Origin of the sequence: Kaistia terrae (assembly GCF_026344005.1) — a bacterium.
Classification (GTDB): domain Bacteria; phylum Pseudomonadota; class Alphaproteobacteria; order Rhizobiales; family Kaistiaceae; genus Kaistia; species Kaistia terrae.
In genome coordinates this window covers 371,565-392,769 of the sequence record NZ_JAPKNH010000003.1, presented here as the reverse complement: position 1 = coordinate 392,769, position 21,205 = coordinate 371,565, and the positions used below count along the sequence as shown (strand labels likewise).

The following is a 21,205-nucleotide window of genomic DNA, read 5'->3' as shown; positions in this document are numbered from 1 at the left end:
GAAGTTCTTGCCGAAATGAACGTTCTTGCAATGACCGAGTTCGAAGCTGTTCTCGACGCCGGCGACGTCGTGCACCTCTGGCAGAAGGCGCCGTCGCGGACGGCGCTTTCCGAAGTCAGCGTTGTCAGTGGCGGCGGCGAGCCGGTGCGGCTCTTGGGCGCCCATTCGGACGATTTCACCCGCTCGGTGTTCGAGGCGCCTGCGGCCGGCACCTATCGTTTCGGTTGGCAGGAGCCGGCGACGACAGTATCGCTCGCCTACAGCTTCTCTCCGTCCCGCGTCGCGAAGGAGGGCATTCGCCTGCTTCGCACCACGGCGAAGAACCGCGCCAGCGAGGCGCGTTACAAGCTGCACTTCCAGCCGCCCTTCGGCTGGATGAACGATCCGAACGGCCTCTGCCAGATCGGCGACACCAGCCATCTGTTCTACCAGCACTATCCGCACAGCCTGCGCTGGAACACGATGCACTGGGGCCACGCGGTCTCGGATAACCTCGTCGACTGGATCGACCAGCCGATCTTCCTCGAGCCGCGCGCCGAGCTTTTGGCCGATAACGGCCTGACCGGCGGCGCGTTCTCCGGCTCCGCCATCCCGCATGAGGCGGGGGGTGTCCGCGTCTTCTATACCGACCGCGAGGATGGCCGCGAGCCGAGCCAGGAATGGCAGATCACGACCGTGTCGCAGGACATGCTGTCGGCCGGCCCCTCGACGCCTGTGATCACCGACAGGCCGTCGATCCCGAATTTCGGCAAGGACATTCGCGATCCCTACGTCTTCCGTGGCCCGGACGGCCTCTGGAAGATGCTCGTCGCCGGCGCCGACGATCGCGCGGGCCTGGTGCTGCTGTACGAGACCAAGGCTGCCGACGCCGCCGATGGCTGGACCTTTGTCGATGTCCTGCACCGCGAGCCGCTGCCGCGCAGCATCCCGGCCGAATGCCCCGGCCTGATCGCGCTGGATGGCGAAGGCGAGGGGCTTTACGCGCTTGTCTTCGGCCTGATCGGCTATCGTGATGAGGGCACCCGCCGTCGCAATCTGAGCTACGCCATTGTCGGCCGTTTCGATGGCCGCACGTTCGAGCCGGTCCTGCGCCGCGAGATCGATTTCGGCACGGATTGCTATGCGATCCAGGCTTTCCAGCATGTGGATGGCCCGGTCGGCATTGCCTGGGCGGCGAACTGGACCGACGTCTTCAAGGACCGTGACTTCCATTCGGCGATGACGTTCCCGCGCCGTTTCGTCTGGCAGGACGGCGCGCTGCTGATGCCGCCGGTCGAGAGCGTCAAGGAACTGCGGACAGGCATCGCCGCCGAGGCGCTTGCGACGGCGGGTTCGGTTCCGCTTGAGGGTGGCCTTGGCGAGATCGAGATCGAACTCGCGAGACCCGGTTCGCCTTTTGCCCTCGATTTCGTACATGCGGATCATGGCATCTCGCTCGTCTATGACGGACAGACGCTGGAACTGGTCTTCGATCCGCCTGGCAACCGCGTCGTGCCGCGCTATCTGACACCGACCTCGACGCTTCGGACCGTTCGCGTCTTCGTGGATGTCGGGCTGATCGAGATCTATGTCGACGGCGGATTGCAATGCGCCACCAAGCGGATGGATAGCGATGCGCCGATAGAAGCAGTCGAGCTCAAGGGCGATTCCGGGGCCGTGCAGGTGGCGCGCCTCTGGAAGCTTCGACCGATCCGAAAGGGCCTCGGCTAGAGCAGGATCCATCTGCTTTGGAACATCCTCCTCCACCTCTCCCTGAGGGAGAGGTCGACGGCCGCAGGCCGGCGGGTGAGGGTTTACGGCCTCACCGGATGGTTCCCTAAACCCTCTCCCGGCTCTTCGAGCCGACCTCTCCCTCAGGGAGAGGTGAAGAAGGATTCGGCCCAGATGGATCTCGCTCCAGCTCGAACTTGCCAGTGGCAAATTGGGCGGAGTCGGTGACCGCGTCTACGGCAAGAAGCATGGAGAAAGCGCACGGCCGCCGTGCGCCTTCGATTTGCTATCTCACCGGGTGGAAGCGTCGTCCCGGCTGTCGCGCCACTCGGCGACCGACTGGGTCTTGATGTCGAACTGTTCCCTTGTCGATGCGTAGGTGTGTCCGCCCATCCGCCCGATCGCATCCATCTTGATCTGATCGATGTGCAGGCTCTGTGGGTCGACAGCGTCCTCGCGAACGAAAACACCCAGCACTTCGCCCAGGATGATTTCCCGGGCCCGGCCGAGTTCCAGCGTCATGTAGCGCCGGCATTCGAGCGCCGCCGGCGCTTCGAGGATGCGCGGGCTCCTGACGTTCAGCCCCGGGACCGTGGTCAGGCCGGCCTCGGCGATCTCGTCGACTTCCGGGCCGAACTTGATCGCGCAGATCTCCATCTGCTTCACCAGTGCCTCGTCGACGATATGGACCGTGAATTCGCCGGTCTCACGGATATTGCGCGACGTATCCTTGAACCGCATGTCGTCATAATTCTCGACGCCGATGGCGACGATGGCGGGGTCGTGGGTGAGCACGTTGAAGAAGCTGAACGGGCCGGCATTGCGGCGACCGTTGCGGTCGACCGTGCTGACAAAGGCGATCGGGCGCGGAATGACCGTGCCGATCAGCAGCTTGTAGCGCTGTCGCTCGGTCAGCTCGGCAAAATCGAAATGCACGTGGCTCTGCGAATGGGCATTCATTTCTGGTTCGCCGTCTTGGAGGGTTTTGTCGTCTGGCGTGCGGTGACGGCGGCGGCGTAGTGCGACAGCACATCGCCAAGGGCTGCCGGCTTCTCGTCGTCGCCACCCAGCAGGGCGCGGCGTTCGACGGCGCCGAGATGCGAATGCATGATCGCCACGGCGCCATCGGCATCACCGGCCCGCAAGGCGGTGATCAGCGCCGAATGTTCCTCGATAGCGCAATCGGACGAATGCGGCCGACCGAACACGGCGAGGATCAGCGAGCAGCGCGTGATCAGTTCGCGGAGATATCGCTCCAGCAGGGCGTTGCCGCTCAACTGGGCGAGGCGCAGGTGGAATTCGCCGGCGAGATGGATCGAGACGCGCTCGTCCTGACGCGCGCGGGCCTCGTCCTCCTGCCGCAACAGGCTGTCCAGTTCGTCGGCAAAGGCCGGCTGCCAGCGCTTCGCCACCAGGCGAACGGCCTCGGCCTCCAGCGCGCGCCGCACTTCGAAGACATCACGCGCCTCGGCCAGCGTCGGCTGCGCCACCGTCGCGGTGCGCTTCGGATTGGCATCGACAAGGCCTTCCGCCTCGAGCTTCGCCAGCACGGCACGCACGAGGGTTCGGCTCATGGCGAACTGTTCGCCGATCACGTCCTCCGGCAGCTTGGTGCCCGGCTTCAGGGCCTGCTCGATGATGGCCTGCCGGAGCGCCTCATGGGCAATTTCGATACGCGGGGAGGGACGCGCCATGGGAAGACCTCTTGTCCTCGGAATCTCATCCATGCGTACAAGATGCAGCTAAATTAGTATACAGAAATTGCAGATCATGGCGCGAAAACAGGCACGATTCCGGTGTCAGTTCGGCGCTTCGACGATCCTGTAGGCGGAGGAGAAGATCTCGGATACGGGCGGGTGCCCGACGGTCCGTTCCGGGTATTTCTCCATCAGGCCTTCGAACTGGCGTTGCGCTCGCGCACTGTCGGCCGCGAAGTCGACGCCGGGCAGGACCCGGTCCGCCATCACCATGCGGCCGTCGATGAAGACGCTGTGCACGTCGCGTCCGCTGCCGGTCAGCATCAGCGTCTGGATCGGGTCGATCACCTGGCCGAGATCGGGGTTGCCAAGGTCGAACACGGTGATGTCGGCCCGGGCGCCAGGGGCGAGCCGCCCCAGATCCGGTCGGCCCAGCGCATCGGCGCCGCCGAGCGTCGCGGCGTCGAAATAATCTTCCGAGCGGATGTTGGAGATCGTGCGATCAAGCACGCGCGAGATCATCATGCCGACCTGCATGTTCACGATCATGTCGGGCGGCGCGGTGTCGGTGCCGAGCGCCATGCGCAGTCCCATCGCCTTGTGGCTGGCAAAGCTCGCCAGGGCGTCGCCGTGTCGTGCCGCGACCAGCGGGCAGTGGACGACGACCGCTTCGCGCTCCAGCAGGGTTAACAGATCGTTACCAGGTTCATCCATATTGCGGGACGGGCTGACATAGGTGCCGTGGGGCAGGAGCGTGCGTGGCGTCAGGAAGCCGAGGCTGTCCAGCCACTCGACCGAGGTCTTGCCATGCAGGCGGCGCACCGTATCGCGCTCGAAACGACCCTGGTTGCAATGCAGGCGCACCGGTACCCCGAACTCGCGCCCGGCATTGGCGGTCTGCCGAAGCAACTCAGCGGTACAGGTCTCGATGCGGTCAGGCGCCAGCATCGTGCGGATGCGCCCCTCGGCCTTTCCTTCGAAATCGCGGCAGAAGCGGACGGCGTCGGCAAGGCCGGCGAGGCCGCGCGGCTCGTCGAAATAGAGGCTGATGTCGCCATTGTCGTCGACCACCGGATTGCCGGTTCGATAGGCCGGACCGAGATAGATCCTGAGGCCGAGATCCTCGGCGGCGTCGGCCGCATCCGAGAATTCGGCATAAGTCTCGCCCCATTGCCGATAGTAAAGCGAGGCAATCGGCATGGCCGTGGTGATGCCGTTGCGGATCAGCCGCGAGAAGGCATGGCGCTTCTGGAAGGCGAGCTCGGTCGGATCGTACATCTCGTACGGCCCCCGATCCATGTAGCTCTGCGGCCAGGTCCGACCCTTTTGCCAATCCGGGTGGTTGTCATAGGAGAAGACGGTGGTGTCGAGATCGGACAGGGCGTCGAGATCGATGAAGCCCGGGCTGATCAGCGCATTGCCATAGTCGATCCGGCGCGCCACCTCGCCGGGAAAGCCATGCCCGACGAAGATTACCGCGCCGTCCTCGAAGACGATCTCGCCTTCATGCACCAGCGTGTGCTTGCCATCCGCATGGCCGACGATCCATTTCGCCGAGAGCAGCGTTCTTCCCGAGTGAGCCATTCGTACCGGTCTTTTCAATTCGCGGAGACGGCCGCGAGGCCGGCCAAAGGTGAGGTTCGCGCCGTCGTCAGCGGGAAATGGCAGGCGATCGCCCGGCCATCGTTGTCATGCGCCATGGGCGGCGACACCTGCCGGCAGATGTCTTGAGCATAGGGGCAGCGGGGATGGAACGTGCAGCCGGATGGCGGATCGATCGGGCTCGGCACCTCGCCGGCCAAGGGCTGGCGGGCGCGATTGGGCGCTTCCAGATCCGGGATCGTATCGATCAGCAGCCGCGTATAGGGGTGCTGCGGATTGCGGAACAGCATCTCGGTCGGCGCCTGTTCAACGATCCGGCCGAGATACATCACGGCGATCTGGTCGGAGGCATGGCGCACGACGGCGAGATTGTGGCTGATGAGCAGGTAGGTAAGGCCGAATTCGCGCTGCAGGTCCATCATCAGGTTGAGGATCTGCGCCTGCACCGAGACGTCGAGCGCCGAGGTCGGCTCGTCGCAGACGAGGAACTCCGGTTCGGTCGCAAGGGCACGTGCGATCGAGATACGCTGGCGCTGGCCGCCGGAGAAGGAATGCGGATATTTCTCGCCGTCGCTGCGCGCCAGCCCGACGAGGCCGAGCAGTTCCGTGACCCGGGCCTGAACCGCGGCCGCGCCCCGACGCAGGCCTAGCTCATGGATCGGCTCGGCGATGATGTCCTTCACCCGCCAGCGCGGATTGAGGCAGGCATAGGGATCCTGGAAGATCATCTGCGCGCGCATCCGGCCATCCCGGCCGGCGCCATGGGCGAAGTTCATCTCGCCGCGCGTCGGGTGGTGCAGGCCGACGGCCAGCCGCGCGATGGTCGACTTGCCGCAGCCGCTCTCGCCGACAATGGCGAAGGTGCTGCCGCGCGGCACGCTGAAGCTGACGCCGTCGACGGCCTTGAGGATTCGCCTCGGTTTGCGCTCCAGCACCCGTGTCAGCCAGGGGGCCGAGACATCGAACCAGCGGGCGAGGTCCTGCACTTCGAGGGCGGATTGGCTAGACATAGGAATGGCTTTCTTCCGCGCGCCAGCAGGCGACCTGGCTATTGCCGAACGGCATGAGTTCCGGCCGTTCGTCGCATTTCGGCATCCTCTTGGGGCAGCGCGGGGCGAAGGCGCAGCCCGATGGCACCGCGCCCGGTCTTGGCATCGATCCGTCGATCTGCACCAGCCGTTCGCGCCGGCGGTTGAGGCTGGGAATCGAGCCGATCAGGCCAGCCGTATAGACGTGCCTTGGCGAACCCAGAACATCCTGTATCGGACCGATCTCGACCAGCCGCCCGGCATACATCACGGCGACGCGGTCGGCCGTGTCGGCAATGACGCCCATGTCATGCGTGACGAGCAGGATGGCGGTGCCGTGGTCGCGGCACATCTTCTTGAGCAGGGCGGTGATCTGCGCCTGGATCGAAACATCGAGCGCCGTGGTCGGCTCGTCGGCGATGATCAGCTTGGGATCGGCGCATACCGCCAGCGCGATCACCACGCGCTGCCGCATGCCGCCGGAGAACTGGTGCGGATAATGGTCGATGCGAACGTCGGGCGCGGGGATGCCGACCGCCTTCAGCAGGTCGAGCGCGCGGGCGCGGGCGGCAGCGCGCGACATCGGCAAATGCGTAAGGATGGTCTCGGTGATCTGGTCGCCGATGCGCATCAGCGGATCGAGCGAGGTCAGCGGATCCTGGAAGATGGCCGCGATCCGCCGGCCGCGCAGCTTGCGCATCTGGTTGGGCGGCAGATTGTCGATCCGTTTGCCCTCGAAGGCGATCTCGCCCTCCACGACATGACCGGGCGGGTCGATCAGCCCGATGATGGCGTTTCCGGAAAGCGATTTTCCGGCGCCGGATTCGCCCACCAACCCCAGGATCTCGCCGGGCGCCATGTCGAAGCTGACACGGTCGAGCGCGCGCGAGCTGCCGCGACGGGTGACGAATTCGACGCTCAGTCCGCGTACGGTCAGCAGCGGTGCAACGGGACTTCCGTCTGTGGCTTGTCGCGCGAGCGGCTGGTGCATCATGCTGCCTCGATCAGGGCTTCGCCATCGCGCGCTACGACCCGGCCGCGCTTGACCACCAGCTTGCGCGGCGGCAGCGTGACGACGGCTTCTGTGACTGTACGGCCCTCGACCAGCACGAGGTCGGCGAAATTGCCGATCTCGAGGCCATAATCGGGGAGGTCCATCACCCTGGCTCCGCCGAAGGTGCAGACATCCAGCGCCCGCTCGATCTCGACATCGCGGCTCAGATTGTTGCGGTCGGCCAGGATCTGGGCACGCTGCAGCATGTCGGCATTGCCATAGGGATTCCAGAGATCCCGCATGCCGTCCGTGCCCGAGCAGAAGGCAATGCCGGCATCGAGGCCGCGGATCAGCGGCGGAACCGGGATGCCGGCCGGTCCCGTCGACATCAGCATGACGCCGGCTGCGGCAATGTCGTCGAGCAACTGGCCGATACGCAGATAGTCGTTCATGCCGAGCGCGAAGGCGTGGCTCACCGTCACCTTGCCGGCCAATCCGTGGGCGCGGGTGCGCTCCAGGATCATGCCGAAGGTGAAAACACCGAGATCGCCGGCCTCATGCAGGTGGATGTCGATCGGCTTGGCGTGCTTGACCGCGAGGTCGAACACCACGTCGAGATGGCCCTTGGGATCGAAATCGATCGCGCAGGGGTCGAGGCCGCCGACGACGTCCGCGCCCTGCCGAAGCGCTTCATCCATCAGTTCGATGGTGCCCTTGCGGATCATCATGCCGGATTGCGGGAAGGCGACGATCTGCAGGTCCATCACGTCGGCATAGCGCTCGCGCGTGGCCGCGACACCCTCGAAGCCGGCCAGCCCATAGGTGGTGTCGATGTCGACATGGCTGCGGATCGCGGTGGTGCCCTTGGCGATCGACATGACTACCTGCCGCGCCGATTGCTGCGCCGGATCGAGACCGAGAACACCCTTCATCTCGCGCTCGTTGTCGATCTTGGACCGGATGCTGGAGGCGACCCGGTTCTCGACCCAGTCCATGCCGAGCAGGGTCTTGTCGAGATGGGTATGGGCTTCGATGAGCCCGGGCAGGAGCAGCGCGCCGCCGCCGTCTTCCTCGGCCGCGCCATTGGCGGGAAGGTTCGGCGCAATGGCGGCGATGCGGCCGTTGCCAATGGCGATATCGGTTGCCGCCTTGCCCAGCGGGCGGACGTTGCGGATGACGAGATCGGTCATGGTCTTCCTACTTCAGTTTGGGGTTGAGCGCGTCGCGCAGCCAGTCGCCGAGCAGGTTCACGGCCAGGATGATCAGGGTGAGCTGGAGGGCAGGGAACAGCACGATCCACCAGGTGCCCGAGAAGAAGAACTGGTTGCCGATGCGGATCAGCGTGCCCAGCGACGGCTGGGCGCTTGGCATGCCGACACCCAGGAAGGAGAGCGTCGCCTCGGCCAGCACCGCGAGGCCAAGATTGAGGGTTGCCGTGACCAGCGCCGCAGTGAGCACGTTCGGCAGGATGTGGTGCAGGATGATCCGGCGGCGCGGAACCTTGATGATCCGGGCGGCCAGCACGTATTCCTTGCCCGCCTCGACCATGGTGGCAGCGCGGATCATGCGGGCATAGACGACCCAGCTGGTCAGCGACAGCGCAACGACGAGGATCAGCGGGGCGGCTGCGTCGCGATAATCGACCGGGAGCATCCCGCGAAAAATCGCGCTGATCAGGATGGCGACGAGCAGGGTCGGGATCGACATGACGGCATCGCCGATGCGCATCAGGAAATTGTCGAGCGCGCCGCCGACATAGCCGGCCATCAGCCCGACCAACACGCCGATCGTCATCGACAGAGCGACGCTCGCTACGCCGATGATGAGGGAGATGCGCGATCCATAGACGATGGCTGAGAGAATGTCGCGCCCCTGCAGATCGGTGCCCAGCAGATAGGGCATCTGCCCGCCCTCGATCCAGATCGGCGGCAAATTGGCCTTGTCGAGATAGAGTTGCGTGATGTCGAACGGGTTCTGCGGCATCAGCCACGCCGCGAAGAGCGAGGTGAAGGCGACGATCGCCAGAAGCGCCGCCGAGAGGATCGCCATCGGGCTGTGGCGGAAACTCCAGATCAGGTCGCTGTCGTAAAATGCCCAGAGGCGTTGCCGGAGGCCCGAAGGCGCGGGCGAGAGTTCAGTGGCCATTGCCGCCTCCGCGCACAAGCTGATCGACGCGCGGATCGACCACGACATAGATCAGATCGACGATCAGGTTGATGGTGATGAAGATGCAGCAGACGATCATGAGGTAGGCGGCCATGACCGGGATATCGACATACTGCACGGATTGAACGAACAGGAAGCCCATGCCGGGCCACTGGAAGACGATCTCGGTGACGAGAGTGAAGGCAATCAGGTCACCGATCAGCATGCCTGTCATCGTCACGACCGGCATCATGCAGTTGCGCAGGCCGTGGCGGAAATAGATCGCGCGGGCCTTGAGGCCTCGGGCCTTGGCGAAACGGATGAAATCGGTCCGCAGGACTTCGAGCATCTCCGCCGTTACCAGCCGCATGATGAACGAGATCTGGAACAGGGCGAGCGAAATCGACGGCATGACCAGGGCGGCGCGGCCGCTTGGCGTCAGGAAGCCGGTGGTCCAGAAACCGAGATCGACCACCTTGCCGCGCCCGAAGGCGGGCAGCCATTTGAGTTCGATCGAGAACACCAGGATCAGCATGATGCCGATGACGAAGGCGGGCACCGAAACGCCGATCATCGAGATCAGGTGAAAGACGCGGGCCATGACCGTGCCGCCGCGAATGGCGGCAAAGACGCCGAGGGGCAGGCCGATCACCAGCGCCATGATCGAGGAGACCAACACTAGCTCGAAAGTGGCGGGAAAGCGCTCGGCGATCACCTCCATCACCGGCATCTGGTTGCGGTAGCTCATGCCGAACTCGCCGCGCGCGGCGTTGAAGACGAATTTGGCAAATTGGACCGGTACGGGATCGTTCAGACCGAGCCGCTCGGTGAGCAGGTCGCGCTCCTGCTGCGTGGCCTGCGGATTGAGCATCAGCTGAACCGGATCACCCAGGAACTTGAAGATGGTGAAGGCGAGCAGCGATACCGCCAGAATGACGAAAATGGCATTGGCCATGCGCTTGATGATGAGCAGCAGCAACGGCGTGTCTCCAGCGGAGCAGAAATTCGATGGGTCAACCAGGGTGGACCGCCGCGCCTAGCGCGACGGTCCTGGCAGAGGAGGGGGAACGAGCGCCTACTCCGCCATGCGGGTCAGCCAGTGACGCGGCTTGTTGTCGGAGAGCTGGAGAACGCTCTCGATGTTGGCGCCGGTCGCCCAGGCCATGGGCTGCTGGTGGACCGGAATGAACATCGACAGTTCATTGGCGCGCAGCAGGGCCTTCGCCTGCATGGCGAGGCGTTCGTCGCGGTCGACGGTGGCGCCGGCCTTGTCGATCAGCGCGTCGATCTCCGCGTCCTTCCAGCCGCCCCAGTTGAACACGCCGGCGTTGCCGGTCTTAGAATGGACGACCTGAACCAGGATCGAATAGCTGTCGATCATCGGCTCATTGGCCCAGCCCAGCGTCCCGACGTCGAACTGGCCGGCGTCGAACTTGGCGTCCTGGATGGTGGTCGGGCCGAGATTGAGGTTCGGACGGAGGCCGATGCGGGCCCACATCGCCGATACCGCCTGGCAGATCTGCTCCTCGTTGACGAACTCGGTGTTGCGGCAGAGGAAGGAGAACGAGAAGCCGTCGGGATAGCCGGCTTCTGCCAGCAACTTCTTGGCCAGTTCCGGATCGTAGCTGAGCCGCTTGTCGAGCTCGGGCACATAGCCGGGGATCGCCGGGGAAACGAGCGAACCGGTGGTGCGGGACAGGCCCGCCATCACGACCTTCTGGATCGCGTCGGCATCGATCGCGTGATAGAGCGCCTGGCGAACCTTGATATCCTGCAGCGGGTTCTTGTCCGTCACGTCGGACTCGAACGCCTTGGGCGTCTGGTTCATCACGAAGAAGATGGTCCGCAGCTCGCTGTTCGAAAGGACCTTCAGGTCGGACGACGCTTCCAGCCGCGGGATATCCTGCAGCGGCGCCTGGTTGGTGAAGTCGATTTCGCCCGAGATCAGCGCCGCGACGCGCGTCGCTGCCGAGGTGATCGGGGTCATGACGATCCGGTCGACATTGTGCTTGCGCGTGTCCCACCAGTTCGGATTGACCTCGAACACGGTCTCGGCGTCCGGCTTGCGGGAGATGAACTTGAACGGGCCGGTGCCGTTGGCATGGCTGGTGGCGTAGCCTTCGACGCCCTTGGCAACATCGGTCGGCGCCTCGGCCTTGTTGGCGACGAGCCAACCCTGGTCGAAGATGTGGATGTTGGTCAGGTCGTTGAGAAGCAGCGGATAGTTCTCGGTGACGATGATGTCGACGGTGTAGTCGTCGACCTTGCTGGACGAGACATAGGACGGCACGTTGCCCCGCAGCGGCGAGGTCGGGTCGCTGACGCGCTTCAGCGAAGCCAGCACGTCGTCGGCGGTGAAATCGGCGCCGTCATGATACTTCACGCCCTTGCGCAGGTGGAAACGCCAGGTCGTCGGGTTGATGACTTCCCAGCTCTCGGCCAGTGCCGGCTCGATCTGCAGCTTGTCGTCGTAGCGAACCAGGCCCTCATAGACGTGGTTCAGCACCGACAGGGTGAAGGTGTCGCCGAACGAGTAGGGGTCCATCGAGACGATGTCGCGCTGCGGCGCCCATCGTAGCGTACCCGCGTTGGCAGGGGCGATAAGCACGCCTGCCAGTGCCGCCGCCAGCGCGGCTGATCTCCAAGCAACCATTTTCGTCTCCTGATCTGAAAGGATGTCTGTCTGTTTTTTATTGGCCCACGTGGGGCTGAAACGGTCCGGTGTGTTTCCCACCAGCCTGTATTTCGACAATAACGCTATCGTGAACAGTTCATCTGTCAACTGGGTACTGGAAATAAAATGTGCGCGTACAAAAATTGATCAAAATGTATACAGAAACGCCACCCGCTCCCCTAGGCGCGCACGCCGCAGGGATCGGCCCAAAGGGCAGACGCTAATTCTGAGGCCGGGGTTTCTGGCACCGTTTGAGCGCTTGACAGCCCGACGGAATAATTCGTAACAGACTGTAAGGAAAGTTACCAGACGGTAGTTTGATGGAAATCCAAACTCTATCCGGCAGCCCCAGGCTGCTGCGGAATCTCAACGAACGCGCAGTCTTGAAACGCCTTCTCTCCGAGGGTCCGCTGACGCGCATGGAACTGGAAGCCTTCACCGGCCTTTCCAAGCCGGCGATGTCGGACCTGCTCCGGCGTCTGGAGGCTGCCAGCCTGATCCGCCGTGACGGCGAGAAGGCCGGCAGTTTCGGGCCGAAGGCGGGACTCTGGTGTATCGAGCAGGCGTCGGCCTTCGTCGGCGGCATCGACGTTTCGGTGCATGGCATCCGGGCCGCTGTCGCAGACGTCACGGGCCGCACAATCGCCGTTGCGAACCGGCATTGCGAACCCGGCGAGCGCTACGATGCGCAGGAGCGCCTGGTTGCCGTGATCGACGACGTGGCCCGGCAGGCTGGCATCTCGCCGCCTGAGATCGACCAACTGGTGGTAGGGCTACCTGGCATCGTCGATACCGAAAGCGGCAACCTGCGCAAGGGGCAGCAACTGCCGAATTGGCAGGGTTTCCATATTCCCGAGGCGCTCGAAAGCGTCGTCGGCCATCGCCGCGTGATCATCGAGAACGACGTCAATCTCGTCGCACTGGAGGAGATGTCGGCCGGTGCCGCGCAGGGTGTGCAGTCTTTCATCCTGTTCTGGATTGGTGATGGCGTCGGTGGCGGCGCTGTTATCGGCGGCAAGCTTTTGCGCGGCTATACCGGCATGGCGGGTGAACTGGGGGGCACGATGGTGCCCGACCGGATGGCTGCCCCCGGCGAGATGGTGCGGATGGCGCTGCTGGAGGAATTGCTCAGTCCTGCCGCCATCGCCGAATTGATCGGCGCCCATGGACTGGAAGGCGAGGACAGCGCCGCCGCCGTCGCCAAGGCAGCCGCCGGAGGCGGCCATGACGCATTTTTTGCCGATCTGTCGTACCGGGTCGCGGCCGGACTTACCGGCGCCATCGGTATTCTGGATCCCGAGATGGTGGTTCTGGGTGGTGCGATCGGCCATGCCGCCGGCCGGCGCCTTTCGCGTGGCGTGACCGGCATACTGGCCAAGCTTCCGATCGCGCTGCCGCAAATCGTTCCCTCGGCGGTCGGTCAGGAAGCGGTCCGGGCCGGCGCCATCGAACTCGCTCTCGACCATTCCCGCGAACGGCTGTTCGCCGGAGGGAGTGCGGCGCGCGGCCAGCCCTGAGTTTCTTACCCAGCCATATCCATGCGGGCGCGAAGAGCGCCGACTTTGTCGCGAGGAATTCCGTTCAAATGACCTATCCGCTCAAGGTAATCGTGATCAAGGCCCACCCGGATGAGGGCGAACTCTATGCCGGTGGAACCTGCGCCCGCCTGGCGGACAAGGGGGCGGCGATCAAGTTCCTGTCGCTCACCAATGGCGATGCCGGTCATTATGAAATGGCGCGCAAGCCGCTGAAGCGTCGCCGCGCCCGGGAGGCCTACGCAGCCGCGCGGCACCTCGGCGTGCTGGACTACGAGATTCTCGATATCCACGACGGCGAGTTGATGGCTGATATAGAGGTCCGGTCCGCCATCATCGCCTCGGTCCGGCGCTGGCAGGCGGATCTGGTGATCACGTTCCACGATGAGCAACCCGGCCATATCGACAATCGCATGGCGGGTAGGGCCGTGCGCGACGCATCGGGGTTCTTCACCAACGGCAACGTCGTGCCGGCCTTTCCGCCTTTGGCTGTGGCGCCGATCTGTCTGAAGATGACCGATTACGGCGCGCTTTCCACCCACCAGCATGAGATCGTGGTGGATGTCGACGCCAGCATCGAGCGCAAGCTCAAGGCATGCCACGAGCACGCGACGCAGTTTTACGAATTCGCTCCGTTCGAGCGCAATTTTAGCAATAGCGTTCCGACCAGCGATGACTGGGCTGTCCGGCGCCAGTTCATCTTGACCCATTGGCACGATTCCATGTCGGCCGATCCGATGCGGGAGGCGATACTGGCCAAGTACGGTCCGGAGCGCGGCGCGGCGATCGGCTATGCTGAGAGCTTCCAAATTGCCGACTACGGCCGCGCGGTAACCGCGGAGCAGATGCATGACATTCTGGGCATCTAGGCTCCTGCCTCATAAGGCGGATTCACGATCTGTCTGAACCGTGATTCAACGCTCCTGAAGTCGCGACCGCGCTCGCTCTGGCAGAGGCCGGTAGGCATGCCGCCAGTGGTCTCGAGGCCAGATGCTAGGCGGCTGTCGTGGTTTACGCCCGATAGCGCAGGGCTTCGACGAGGAGGGTGAACGCTGGCGAAAGCTGGCGGCGGCTTGGATAATAGAGGTGGTAGCCAGGGAATGGCGGGCACCAGTCCTCCAGCAGGCGGACAAGCCGCCCGTCGGCGAGGTAGTCCTTTGCCGCATCCTCCAGCGTGAAGCCGAGGCCCAAGCCAGCCGCCGCCGCGGTGAGGATGTTGGATGGCGCGTTGAACGTCAGTTGGCCATCGACCCGAACCCGTAATTCCTGCCCGTCCTTCTCGAATTCCCAGGCATACAGGCCGCCATAGGTCGGCAGGCGGAGATTGATGCAGGCATGGGCCGTGAGGTCGCGCGGGGCGCGCGGCGGCGGATGCTTCTCAAGATAGGAGGGCGCCGCGAACAGCGCCATGCGCATTTCCGGGCCGACGCATACGGCGATCATGTCCTTCTCCAGCGATTCACCCAGCCGGATACCGGCATCGTAGCGCTCGGTGACGATGTTGGTCAGCGCGGCATCGACGGCAATCTCAACCTTGATGTCGGGATATTCGGGCAACAGGCGCGAGAGAGCCGGCCAGAGCACCGTGTCCACGGCATGCTGGCCGGCCGTGATGCGGAAATTGCCGGCCGGCTTGTCGCGCAATGCGCTTAAGGCGAAAAGCTCGGCATCAATATCCTCGAAAGCCGGAGCGACTGTGCGCGAAAGGCGTTCGCCTGCTTCCGTGAGGGCCACGCTCCGCGTTGTGCGGGTCAGGAGGCGGAGGCCAAGCCGGGTCTCGAGCCCGCGCACCGTATGGCTCAGGGCCGATTGCGACAGGCCGAGCTTGGCCGCGGCCTTGGTAAAGCTTCCCTCCCGCGCGACGGCGAGGAAAGCGACGAGGTCATTGACGTTCTCACGCAGCATTCATGAATCCTGCTCATAGGGACATGCGCATTATGCCCGCTAATCGGCGGTGCGGGAAAGCGTTAGTTTCCGTCGCAACGCCAAGAGCTTCTGTGACCTCACCCCGCGAGGCCGCAGCCATATGTGTTTCAACGACAGTCGGAAAAGCGCCCGTGACAATCAACGTTCTCGGCTATGCCGCCCATTCGTCCACGACCGACCTGGAGGCTTTCCGGTTCGAGCGACGCGATCCGCGCGCCAACGACGTGACGATCGACATCCTCTATTGCGGCGTCTGCCATTCGGACGTCCATAACGCCCGCAACGATTGGGGCGGCGCCGCCTACCCGATGGTTCCTGGTCACGAGATCATCGGACGGGTCTCGGCCATCGGCGCAGACGTTACCCGCTTCAAGGTCGGCGATCCGGTCGGCGTCGGCTGCATGGTCGATTCCTGCCAGAGTTGCTTCGCCTGCGACGATGGCGACGAGCAATATTGCCAGCACGGCTCGACCTACACCTACAACTCTGTCGACCGGCATGACGGCATGCCGACCTTTGGCGGCTATTCCGAGCGCATCGTGGTCTCGGACCGGTTCGTGTTAAAGCTTCCCGAAGGCATGGACCTCGCCGGCGCGGCGCCGCTGCTATGCGCTGGGATCACCACCTGGTCGCCGTTGCGCCATTGGAAGGTCGACAGCAGCAGCCGGGTTGCCGTTGTCGGCCTCGGTGGTCTCGGCCATATGGGGCTGAAGCTTGCCAAGGCGCTCGGCGCGCATGTCACGCTGTTCACGCGCTCTCCGGGCAAGGAGCAGGACGCCCGTCGCCTCGGCGCGGATGACATCGTCCTCTCCACCGACGACGCACAAATGGCGGCCGCTGCCGGCAAGTTCGACTTGATTATCGACACCGTCCCCTATGTCCACGGCCTCAACCCCTACCTGCCGACGCTGGCCGTCAACGGAACCTTGGTGCTGGTTGGCTATCTCGGCGGGTTGGAGCCGGCGCTGCAAACCGTGCCGATGATCATGGGTCGCAAATCCGTGGCGGGCTCGCTCATCGGCGGTATCGCCGAGACGCAGGAAATGCTCGATTTCTGCGGTGAGCACGGCATCACCGCCGATATCGAGGTGATCGACATGGCTGCTATCAACGACGCCTATGAGCGCATGCTGAAGAGCGATGTGAAGTATCGTTTCGTCATCGACATGGCCACTCTGAAGGCCTGACCCGTTTCGGCGGTGGGCGCGATCCCGCTCCCGCCGCACCCAGAAAGGGACATTTCATGGACATCAAGAAGAACGGCTCGCAGCCCTCCGCCAAGGGGCCGGCCAGCTACTTCACCGGAACGGTCCGGATCGACGCGCCATTCAGCGCCAGTGCGCCGGCCCGCGTCGGCGCCGCCACCGTGACCTTCGAGCCCGGTGCACGCACGGCCTGGCACACCCATCCGCTCGGCCAGACTCTGCTCGTCGTCTCGGGCAGCGGCTGGGTGCAGCGCGAGGGTGGCCCGGTCGAGGCGATCCAGCCCGGCGACATCGTCTGGTTCCCGCCCGGCGAAAAGCACTGGCATGGCGCAACGGCGACCACGGCGATGACGCATGTCGCGATCGCGGAGGCCCTCGACGGCAAGGTCGTCGACTGGCTGGAGCACGTCACGGACGCCCAATATCCGGCCTGATGTAACGCCGCCCGGACGCCAACGCGGCGAGGGCGACATCTTGAAAGGAACAAGCGATGCAGAAGCGCAAACTCGGAAATACCGGGCTGGAAGTGTCGGCCATCGGCCTTGGCTGCATGGGGATCAGCATGTCCTATGGCCAGCCGCTGGCCAAGGCGGACGGCATCCAGCTGATCCGCGCCGCCTTCGAACGCGGCATCACCTTCTTCGATACCGCCGAGGTCTACGGACCCTTCACGAATGAAGACGTCGTCGGCGAGGCGCTGCTGCCGATCCGCGACCAGGTCGTCATCGCCACAAAATTCGGCATCGACATCGCCGGAACCGGCAGCAGCGGCATGGACAGTCGGCCGGAGCATATCCGCGCCGTCGCCGAGGCGTCGCTGAAGCGGCTTCGGACGGATCGCATCGATCTGTTCTACCAGCACCGCGTCGACCCGAATGTGCCAATGGAAGATGTGGCGGGCACGGTGAAGGAGCTGATCCGCGAGGGCAAGGTGAAGCATTTCGGCTTGTCGGAAGCGGGCGTGAGGAATATCCGGCGCGCCCATGCCGTCCAGCCGGTCGCCGCCCTGCAGAGCGAATATTCGTTGTGGTGGCGCGAGCCGGAAGAGGCGATCCTGCCGACGCTTGAGGAGCTTGGCATCGGCTTCGTTCCCTTCAGTCCGCTCGGCAAGGGCTTTCTGACCGGCGCCATCGACGCCAATACGACGTTCGACAGCAGCGATTTCCGCAACACCGTCCCGCGCTTTGCGCAGGAAGCGCGGAAGGCCAATCAGGCGATTGTCGACCTGCTCGCCCAGATCGCAGCGGCCAAGAAGGCGACGCCTGCCCAGGTCGCACTCGCCTGGCTGCTGGCGCAAAAGCCATGGATCGTGCCGATCCCCGGCACCACGAAGCTGCATCGCCTCGATGAGAATATCGGAGCCGCGGCAATCGAGTTGACGGAAGAGGACCTGCGCCAGATCCAGACGGCCGTTTCGGCGATCGCCGTGCAAGGCGCGCGTTACTCGCCGCAGCAGGAAGCAAGGATCGACCGCTAGACAAATGAACGAGGACAAGCCGCTGCAACGCGGCTTGTTCGTTGTCTGACTCGGCTTGCGGGGTGGGCGCTACTGGCGAGCATCCCGCAGGATCATGTCGGCGGCCTTTTCGGCAATCATGATCACCGGCGAGTTGGTGTTGCCGGAGACGATGTTCGGCATGATCGAGGCGTCGACGACGCGCAGGCCCTCGAGCCCATGCACGCGAAGGCGATCGTCGACCACGGCCATGTCGTCCTGGCCCATCTTGCAGGTGCCGACCGGGTGGAAGATCGTCGTGGCGATATCGCCAGCTTTTCGCAAAAGGTCGCTTTCAGACGCGAATTGCGGGCCGGGCAGCATTTCCTGCGGCGAGAAGCGGGCTATGGCGCTGGTCTTCATCAGGCGCCGGGCATGCTCGATCGATGCCACCGCGACCCGGCGATCCCGATCGGTGGAGAGATAGTTCGGCTTGATCTTCGCCGCGTCGCGCGGGTCCGATGACGCCATGTGCACCGTGCCGCAGCTTTCGGGGCGCAGATTGCAGACGGATACCGTCACGGCCGGAAACTTGTGCAGCGGCTCGCCGAGCCGATCCGTGCTTAGCGGCTGGACGTGATATTCGAGATCCGGCGTCTCCAGACGCGGGTCGCTCTTGGCGAAGATGCCGAGCTGGCTCGGCGCCATCGACAGCGGCCCGCTGCGCTTCAGTGCGTATTCGAGGCCCATGGCAGCGCGGGTGGCCAGGTTGTGGTAGCGCTGGTTGAGCGTCGCAGCACCGCTTACCTTGAACACCGTGCGGATCTGCAGGTGGTCTTGCAGGTTCTCGCCGACGCCTTTCAGCGCGTGCCGGAGCGGGATGCCGAGATCGGACAGCAGGTCCGGCCGGCCGACGCCGGAGAGTTCGAGGATTTTTGGCGAGTTGATCGCGCCTGCGGCGAGGATGGTCTGGCCGGCCTTCACGTGATGCAACTGGCCGTCCTTGCGGAAGACGAGCCCGGTGACGCGAGCGCCGTTGAAAGTGAGCCGTTCGGTTTCGGCTCCGGTGACGACGCGCAGGTTCTGCCGATCCTCGATACCGCGCAGGAACGCCTTCGAGGTGTTCCAGCGCACGCCGCTCTTCTGGTTTACCTCGAAATAGCCGGAGCCCTCATTGGTGCCGGTATTGAAATCGTCCGTGCGCGGAATTCCGAGTTCTTCGGCCGCGTCGCGAAATGCATCAAGGATCGGCCAGGACAGGCGCTGCTTCTCGACCCGCCATTCGCCGCTTCCGCCATGCAGCGCGCTATCGCCGCCATGATGGGCTTCGGATTTCAGGAAATAGGGCAGCACGTCGTCCCAGCCCCAGCCGGCATTGCCGGCCTGCCGCCAGCTGTCATAGTCGGCTGACTGGCCGCGCATGTAGATCATGCCGTTGATCGAGGAGCAGCCGCCGAGAACTTTTCCGCGGGGATAGTTCAGGCTACGTCCGTTGAGGCCCGGCTCCGGCTCGGTCTTCATCATCCAGTCGGTGCGCGGATTGCCCATGCAGAACAGGTAGCCGATGGGGATGTTGACCCAGTGATAGCGGTCGCTGCCGCCGGCCTCCAGCAACAGGACCCGGTTGCGCGGATCGGCGGAGAGCCGGTTGGCAAGCACGCAGCCGGCGGACCCGGCGCCGACGACGACATAATCGTATTCGCCAAAAGAAGAAGAAGAAGCAGGTTCGGTCAATTCTGCGCCTGTCCAGCGGCGATGCGCTGCCAAATCGGGGTCATCGCCTGGTTGATCTCACCATAGACGCTATAGCGCCGTTCGTAAGCCGGCGAAATCGCGTTGTTGGGCAGGTAGTTGCGAGCGGCGGCTGTCATGGCGGCAGCACCTTCGCCAAAGTCGGCAAAGGCACAGATTCCCACACCTGCGGCGATCGCTGCGCCCAGTGCGCCCGTCTCGCGGCTGCGCGCCACCGTGACGGGGACGCCAAGCACATCGGCGAAGATCTGCGGCCAGACCTGGCTGCGCGAGCCGCCGCCGGAGAGCACGATCTCGTCAACGCGCGCGCCGGCGTTGCGCAGTCGCTCGACATGGCGCTTGTGTTCGAAGGCGACGCCTTCGAACAGGGCGCGCAGCAGGTGGGCGCGGGTATGCCAGCCGGCAATGCCATAGAAGCCGGCGCGGGCGCTGCCATTCTGCTGCGAGCCATAGAGGAACGGGTGGTAGATCGGGACGTCGCCGTCCGGATCGATGGAGGCGACCAGTTCGCTGCAGAGTTCGAAGGGCGACTTGTCGCCATCGGCCGCGTGCTCAAGGAATTCACGCACGATCCATTCGAGATTGGCGGCCGAGGTGGCGCTCGATTCAATCGCGAGGTAACGCGCGGGATCGAAGGTCGAGACCATGAAGATCGAGGGATCGCGGATCGGCTCGTCGGTGATGACCTGGTTGATGCTCCAGGTGCCGGCGATGACCGAGGCGGCACCTGTGCGCGTGACGCCGGAGCCGACTGCGCTCGCCACCACGTCGAACAGTCCAGCGACGACCGGCGTGCCGGCGCGAAGGCCGGTGAGGGCCGCGACATCCTCCGTGACCCGGCCGGCGATCTCTGCCGATTCCAGTACCGGCGGCAGCAGCGCCATGCAGTCTTCGAGACCATAGGCGGCCATGAGGTCCGCCTCGTAGCGTCGATCCGGCATTTGCAGCAAGCCGCAGCCCGACATGTCTGAGGTATCGGTCGAGCGCGCGCCGGTCAGGCGGTTGACGACGAAATCCTTGCACAGGAATACGGTGCCGAGCTTCGCGAACAGATCCGGCGCATGGCGCTTCAGCCAGGCGAGCAGGGTCGGCGTCTGCGCCGCCCAGGGCATTTGCAGGCAATGGGCATAGGCGCGGGCGCCGACATCCTTCGTCGCCCAGTCCGCCACGATGCCGACGGCGCGGGTATCGAGCGACTGGATGCCGATCAGCGGCGCGCCGTCGCGATCCAGCGCATAGAGGCCGTTGCCATGACCGGCGCAGCCGATGGCGATGATCTCGCCGGCGTCAATGCCGGCCTGCTCGATACAGGCGGCGATGACCGCCACGGCATTGCGCCAAAGCTCGTTCAGGTCGCGCTCGACATGGCCGGGCTTCGGCATGGAGGAGTGGCCATCGCGGGTGGCGAGCGCCAGTTCACGGCCGGTCTTGTCGAAGATGATCGCCTTGATGACGGTATTGCCTGCGTCGAGGCCGAGAATGTATTCGCCCATGGGTTCCTC

The 21,205-nt window shown here is 64.4% G+C and carries 18 protein-coding genes; 6 read left to right on the top strand and 12 right to left on the bottom strand.

Going from position 1 to position 21,205, the window contains the following annotated elements; all coding sequences use genetic code 11:
• Positions 1-15 precede the first annotated feature (15 nt).
• Complete coding sequence (locus OSH12_RS11535; RefSeq protein ID WP_266343690.1) at positions 16-1,710, top strand: glycoside hydrolase family 32 protein; 1,695 nt, start codon at positions 16-18, stop codon at positions 1,708-1,710.
• 291 nt (positions 1,711-2,001) lie between these two features.
• Here the strand turns inward: OSH12_RS11535 and OSH12_RS11530 are convergent, their stop codons facing one another.
• The 9 genes from OSH12_RS11530 to OSH12_RS11490 form a co-directional block, all read right to left on the bottom strand.
• Positions 2,002-2,670: a flavin reductase family protein gene (locus tag OSH12_RS11530; RefSeq protein WP_266343689.1), complete on the bottom strand. Its 669-nt coding sequence runs from the start codon at positions 2,668-2,670 to the stop codon at positions 2,002-2,004.
• Positions 2,667-3,404, bottom strand: a complete 738-nt coding sequence (locus OSH12_RS11525) for a GntR family transcriptional regulator (protein ID WP_266343688.1) — start codon at positions 3,402-3,404, stop codon at positions 2,667-2,669. Before OSH12_RS11525 ends, OSH12_RS11530 begins: the two co-directional genes overlap by 4 nt.
• Before the next feature lie 105 nt (positions 3,405-3,509).
• On the bottom strand, positions 3,510-4,991 hold the full coding sequence (locus tag OSH12_RS11520) for an amidohydrolase family protein (protein WP_266343687.1): 1,482 nt from the start codon (positions 4,989-4,991) through the stop codon (positions 3,510-3,512).
• A 14-nt stretch (positions 4,992-5,005) separates the two neighbouring features.
• Positions 5,006-6,019: an ABC transporter ATP-binding protein gene (locus OSH12_RS11515; protein WP_266343686.1), complete on the bottom strand. Its 1,014-nt coding sequence runs from the start codon at positions 6,017-6,019 to the stop codon at positions 5,006-5,008.
• A complete protein-coding gene (locus OSH12_RS11510) occupies positions 6,012-7,031 on the bottom strand; it encodes an ABC transporter ATP-binding protein (RefSeq protein ID WP_266343685.1) in 1,020 nt (339 codons plus the stop codon). The genes OSH12_RS11515 and OSH12_RS11510 overlap by 8 nt, the downstream gene beginning before the upstream one ends.
• Entirely contained in the window at positions 7,028-8,221 is a 1,194-nt protein-coding gene (locus tag OSH12_RS11505; RefSeq protein ID WP_266343684.1) for an amidohydrolase family protein, read from the bottom strand. Before OSH12_RS11505 ends, OSH12_RS11510 begins: the two co-directional genes overlap by 4 nt.
• 7 nt (positions 8,222-8,228) lie before the next feature.
• Complete coding sequence (locus tag OSH12_RS11500) at positions 8,229-9,176, bottom strand: ABC transporter permease (RefSeq protein WP_266343683.1); 948 nt, start codon at positions 9,174-9,176, stop codon at positions 8,229-8,231.
• Complete coding sequence (locus OSH12_RS11495) at positions 9,166-10,155, bottom strand: ABC transporter permease (RefSeq protein ID WP_266343682.1); 990 nt, start codon at positions 10,153-10,155, stop codon at positions 9,166-9,168. Before OSH12_RS11495 ends, OSH12_RS11500 begins: the two co-directional genes overlap by 11 nt.
• A 96-nt stretch (positions 10,156-10,251) precedes the next feature.
• The gene (locus tag OSH12_RS11490; RefSeq protein WP_266343681.1) at positions 10,252-11,829 is read right to left on the bottom strand and encodes an ABC transporter substrate-binding protein; all 1,578 of its coding nucleotides are present in this window, start codon (positions 11,827-11,829) and stop codon (positions 10,252-10,254) included.
• 404 nt (positions 11,830-12,233) lie between these two features.
• Here OSH12_RS11490 and OSH12_RS11485 point away from each other — a divergent pair, with 404 nt between their 5' ends.
• Positions 12,234-13,367: an ROK family protein gene (locus OSH12_RS11485; protein WP_323180644.1), complete on the top strand. Its 1,134-nt coding sequence runs from the start codon at positions 12,234-12,236 to the stop codon at positions 13,365-13,367.
• A gap of 68 nt (positions 13,368-13,435) precedes the next feature.
• The gene (locus OSH12_RS11480; protein ID WP_266343679.1) at positions 13,436-14,254 is read left to right on the top strand and encodes a PIG-L deacetylase family protein; all 819 of its coding nucleotides are present in this window, start codon (positions 13,436-13,438) and stop codon (positions 14,252-14,254) included.
• A 142-nt stretch (positions 14,255-14,396) separates the two neighbouring features.
• Here the strand turns inward: OSH12_RS11480 and OSH12_RS11475 are convergent, their stop codons facing one another.
• Positions 14,397-15,290, bottom strand: a complete 894-nt coding sequence (locus tag OSH12_RS11475; protein ID WP_266343678.1) for a LysR family transcriptional regulator — start codon at positions 15,288-15,290, stop codon at positions 14,397-14,399.
• Positions 15,291-15,448: 158 nt separating this feature from the next.
• Between OSH12_RS11475 and OSH12_RS11470 the strand changes: the two genes are divergently transcribed.
• Genes OSH12_RS11470 through OSH12_RS11460 form a run of 3 tightly spaced genes read left to right on the top strand, consistent with a single transcriptional unit; the run spans position 15,449 to position 17,993 of the window.
• On the top strand, positions 15,449-16,498 hold the full coding sequence (locus OSH12_RS11470) for an NAD(P)-dependent alcohol dehydrogenase (RefSeq protein WP_266343901.1): 1,050 nt from the start codon (positions 15,449-15,451) through the stop codon (positions 16,496-16,498).
• Positions 16,499-16,554: 56 nt separating this feature from the next.
• Positions 16,555-16,950 carry a (R)-mandelonitrile lyase gene (locus OSH12_RS11465; protein ID WP_266343677.1) on the top strand — a complete coding sequence of 132 codons (396 nt, stop codon included), beginning with the start codon at positions 16,555-16,557 and terminating at the stop codon, positions 16,948-16,950.
• A gap of 56 nt (positions 16,951-17,006) precedes the next feature.
• Positions 17,007-17,993, top strand: coding sequence for an aldo/keto reductase (locus OSH12_RS11460; RefSeq protein ID WP_266343676.1), 987 nt, complete (start codon positions 17,007-17,009; stop codon positions 17,991-17,993).
• A 69-nt stretch (positions 17,994-18,062) separates the two neighbouring features.
• Here the strand turns inward: OSH12_RS11460 and OSH12_RS11455 are convergent, their stop codons facing one another.
• A complete protein-coding gene (locus OSH12_RS11455; protein WP_266343675.1) occupies positions 18,063-19,685 on the bottom strand; it encodes a GMC family oxidoreductase in 1,623 nt (540 codons plus the stop codon).
• Positions 19,682-21,196: an FGGY-family carbohydrate kinase gene (locus tag OSH12_RS11450; RefSeq protein WP_266343674.1), complete on the bottom strand. Its 1,515-nt coding sequence runs from the start codon at positions 21,194-21,196 to the stop codon at positions 19,682-19,684. The genes OSH12_RS11455 and OSH12_RS11450 overlap by 4 nt, the downstream gene beginning before the upstream one ends.
• Positions 21,197-21,205: the final 9 nt, after the last annotated feature.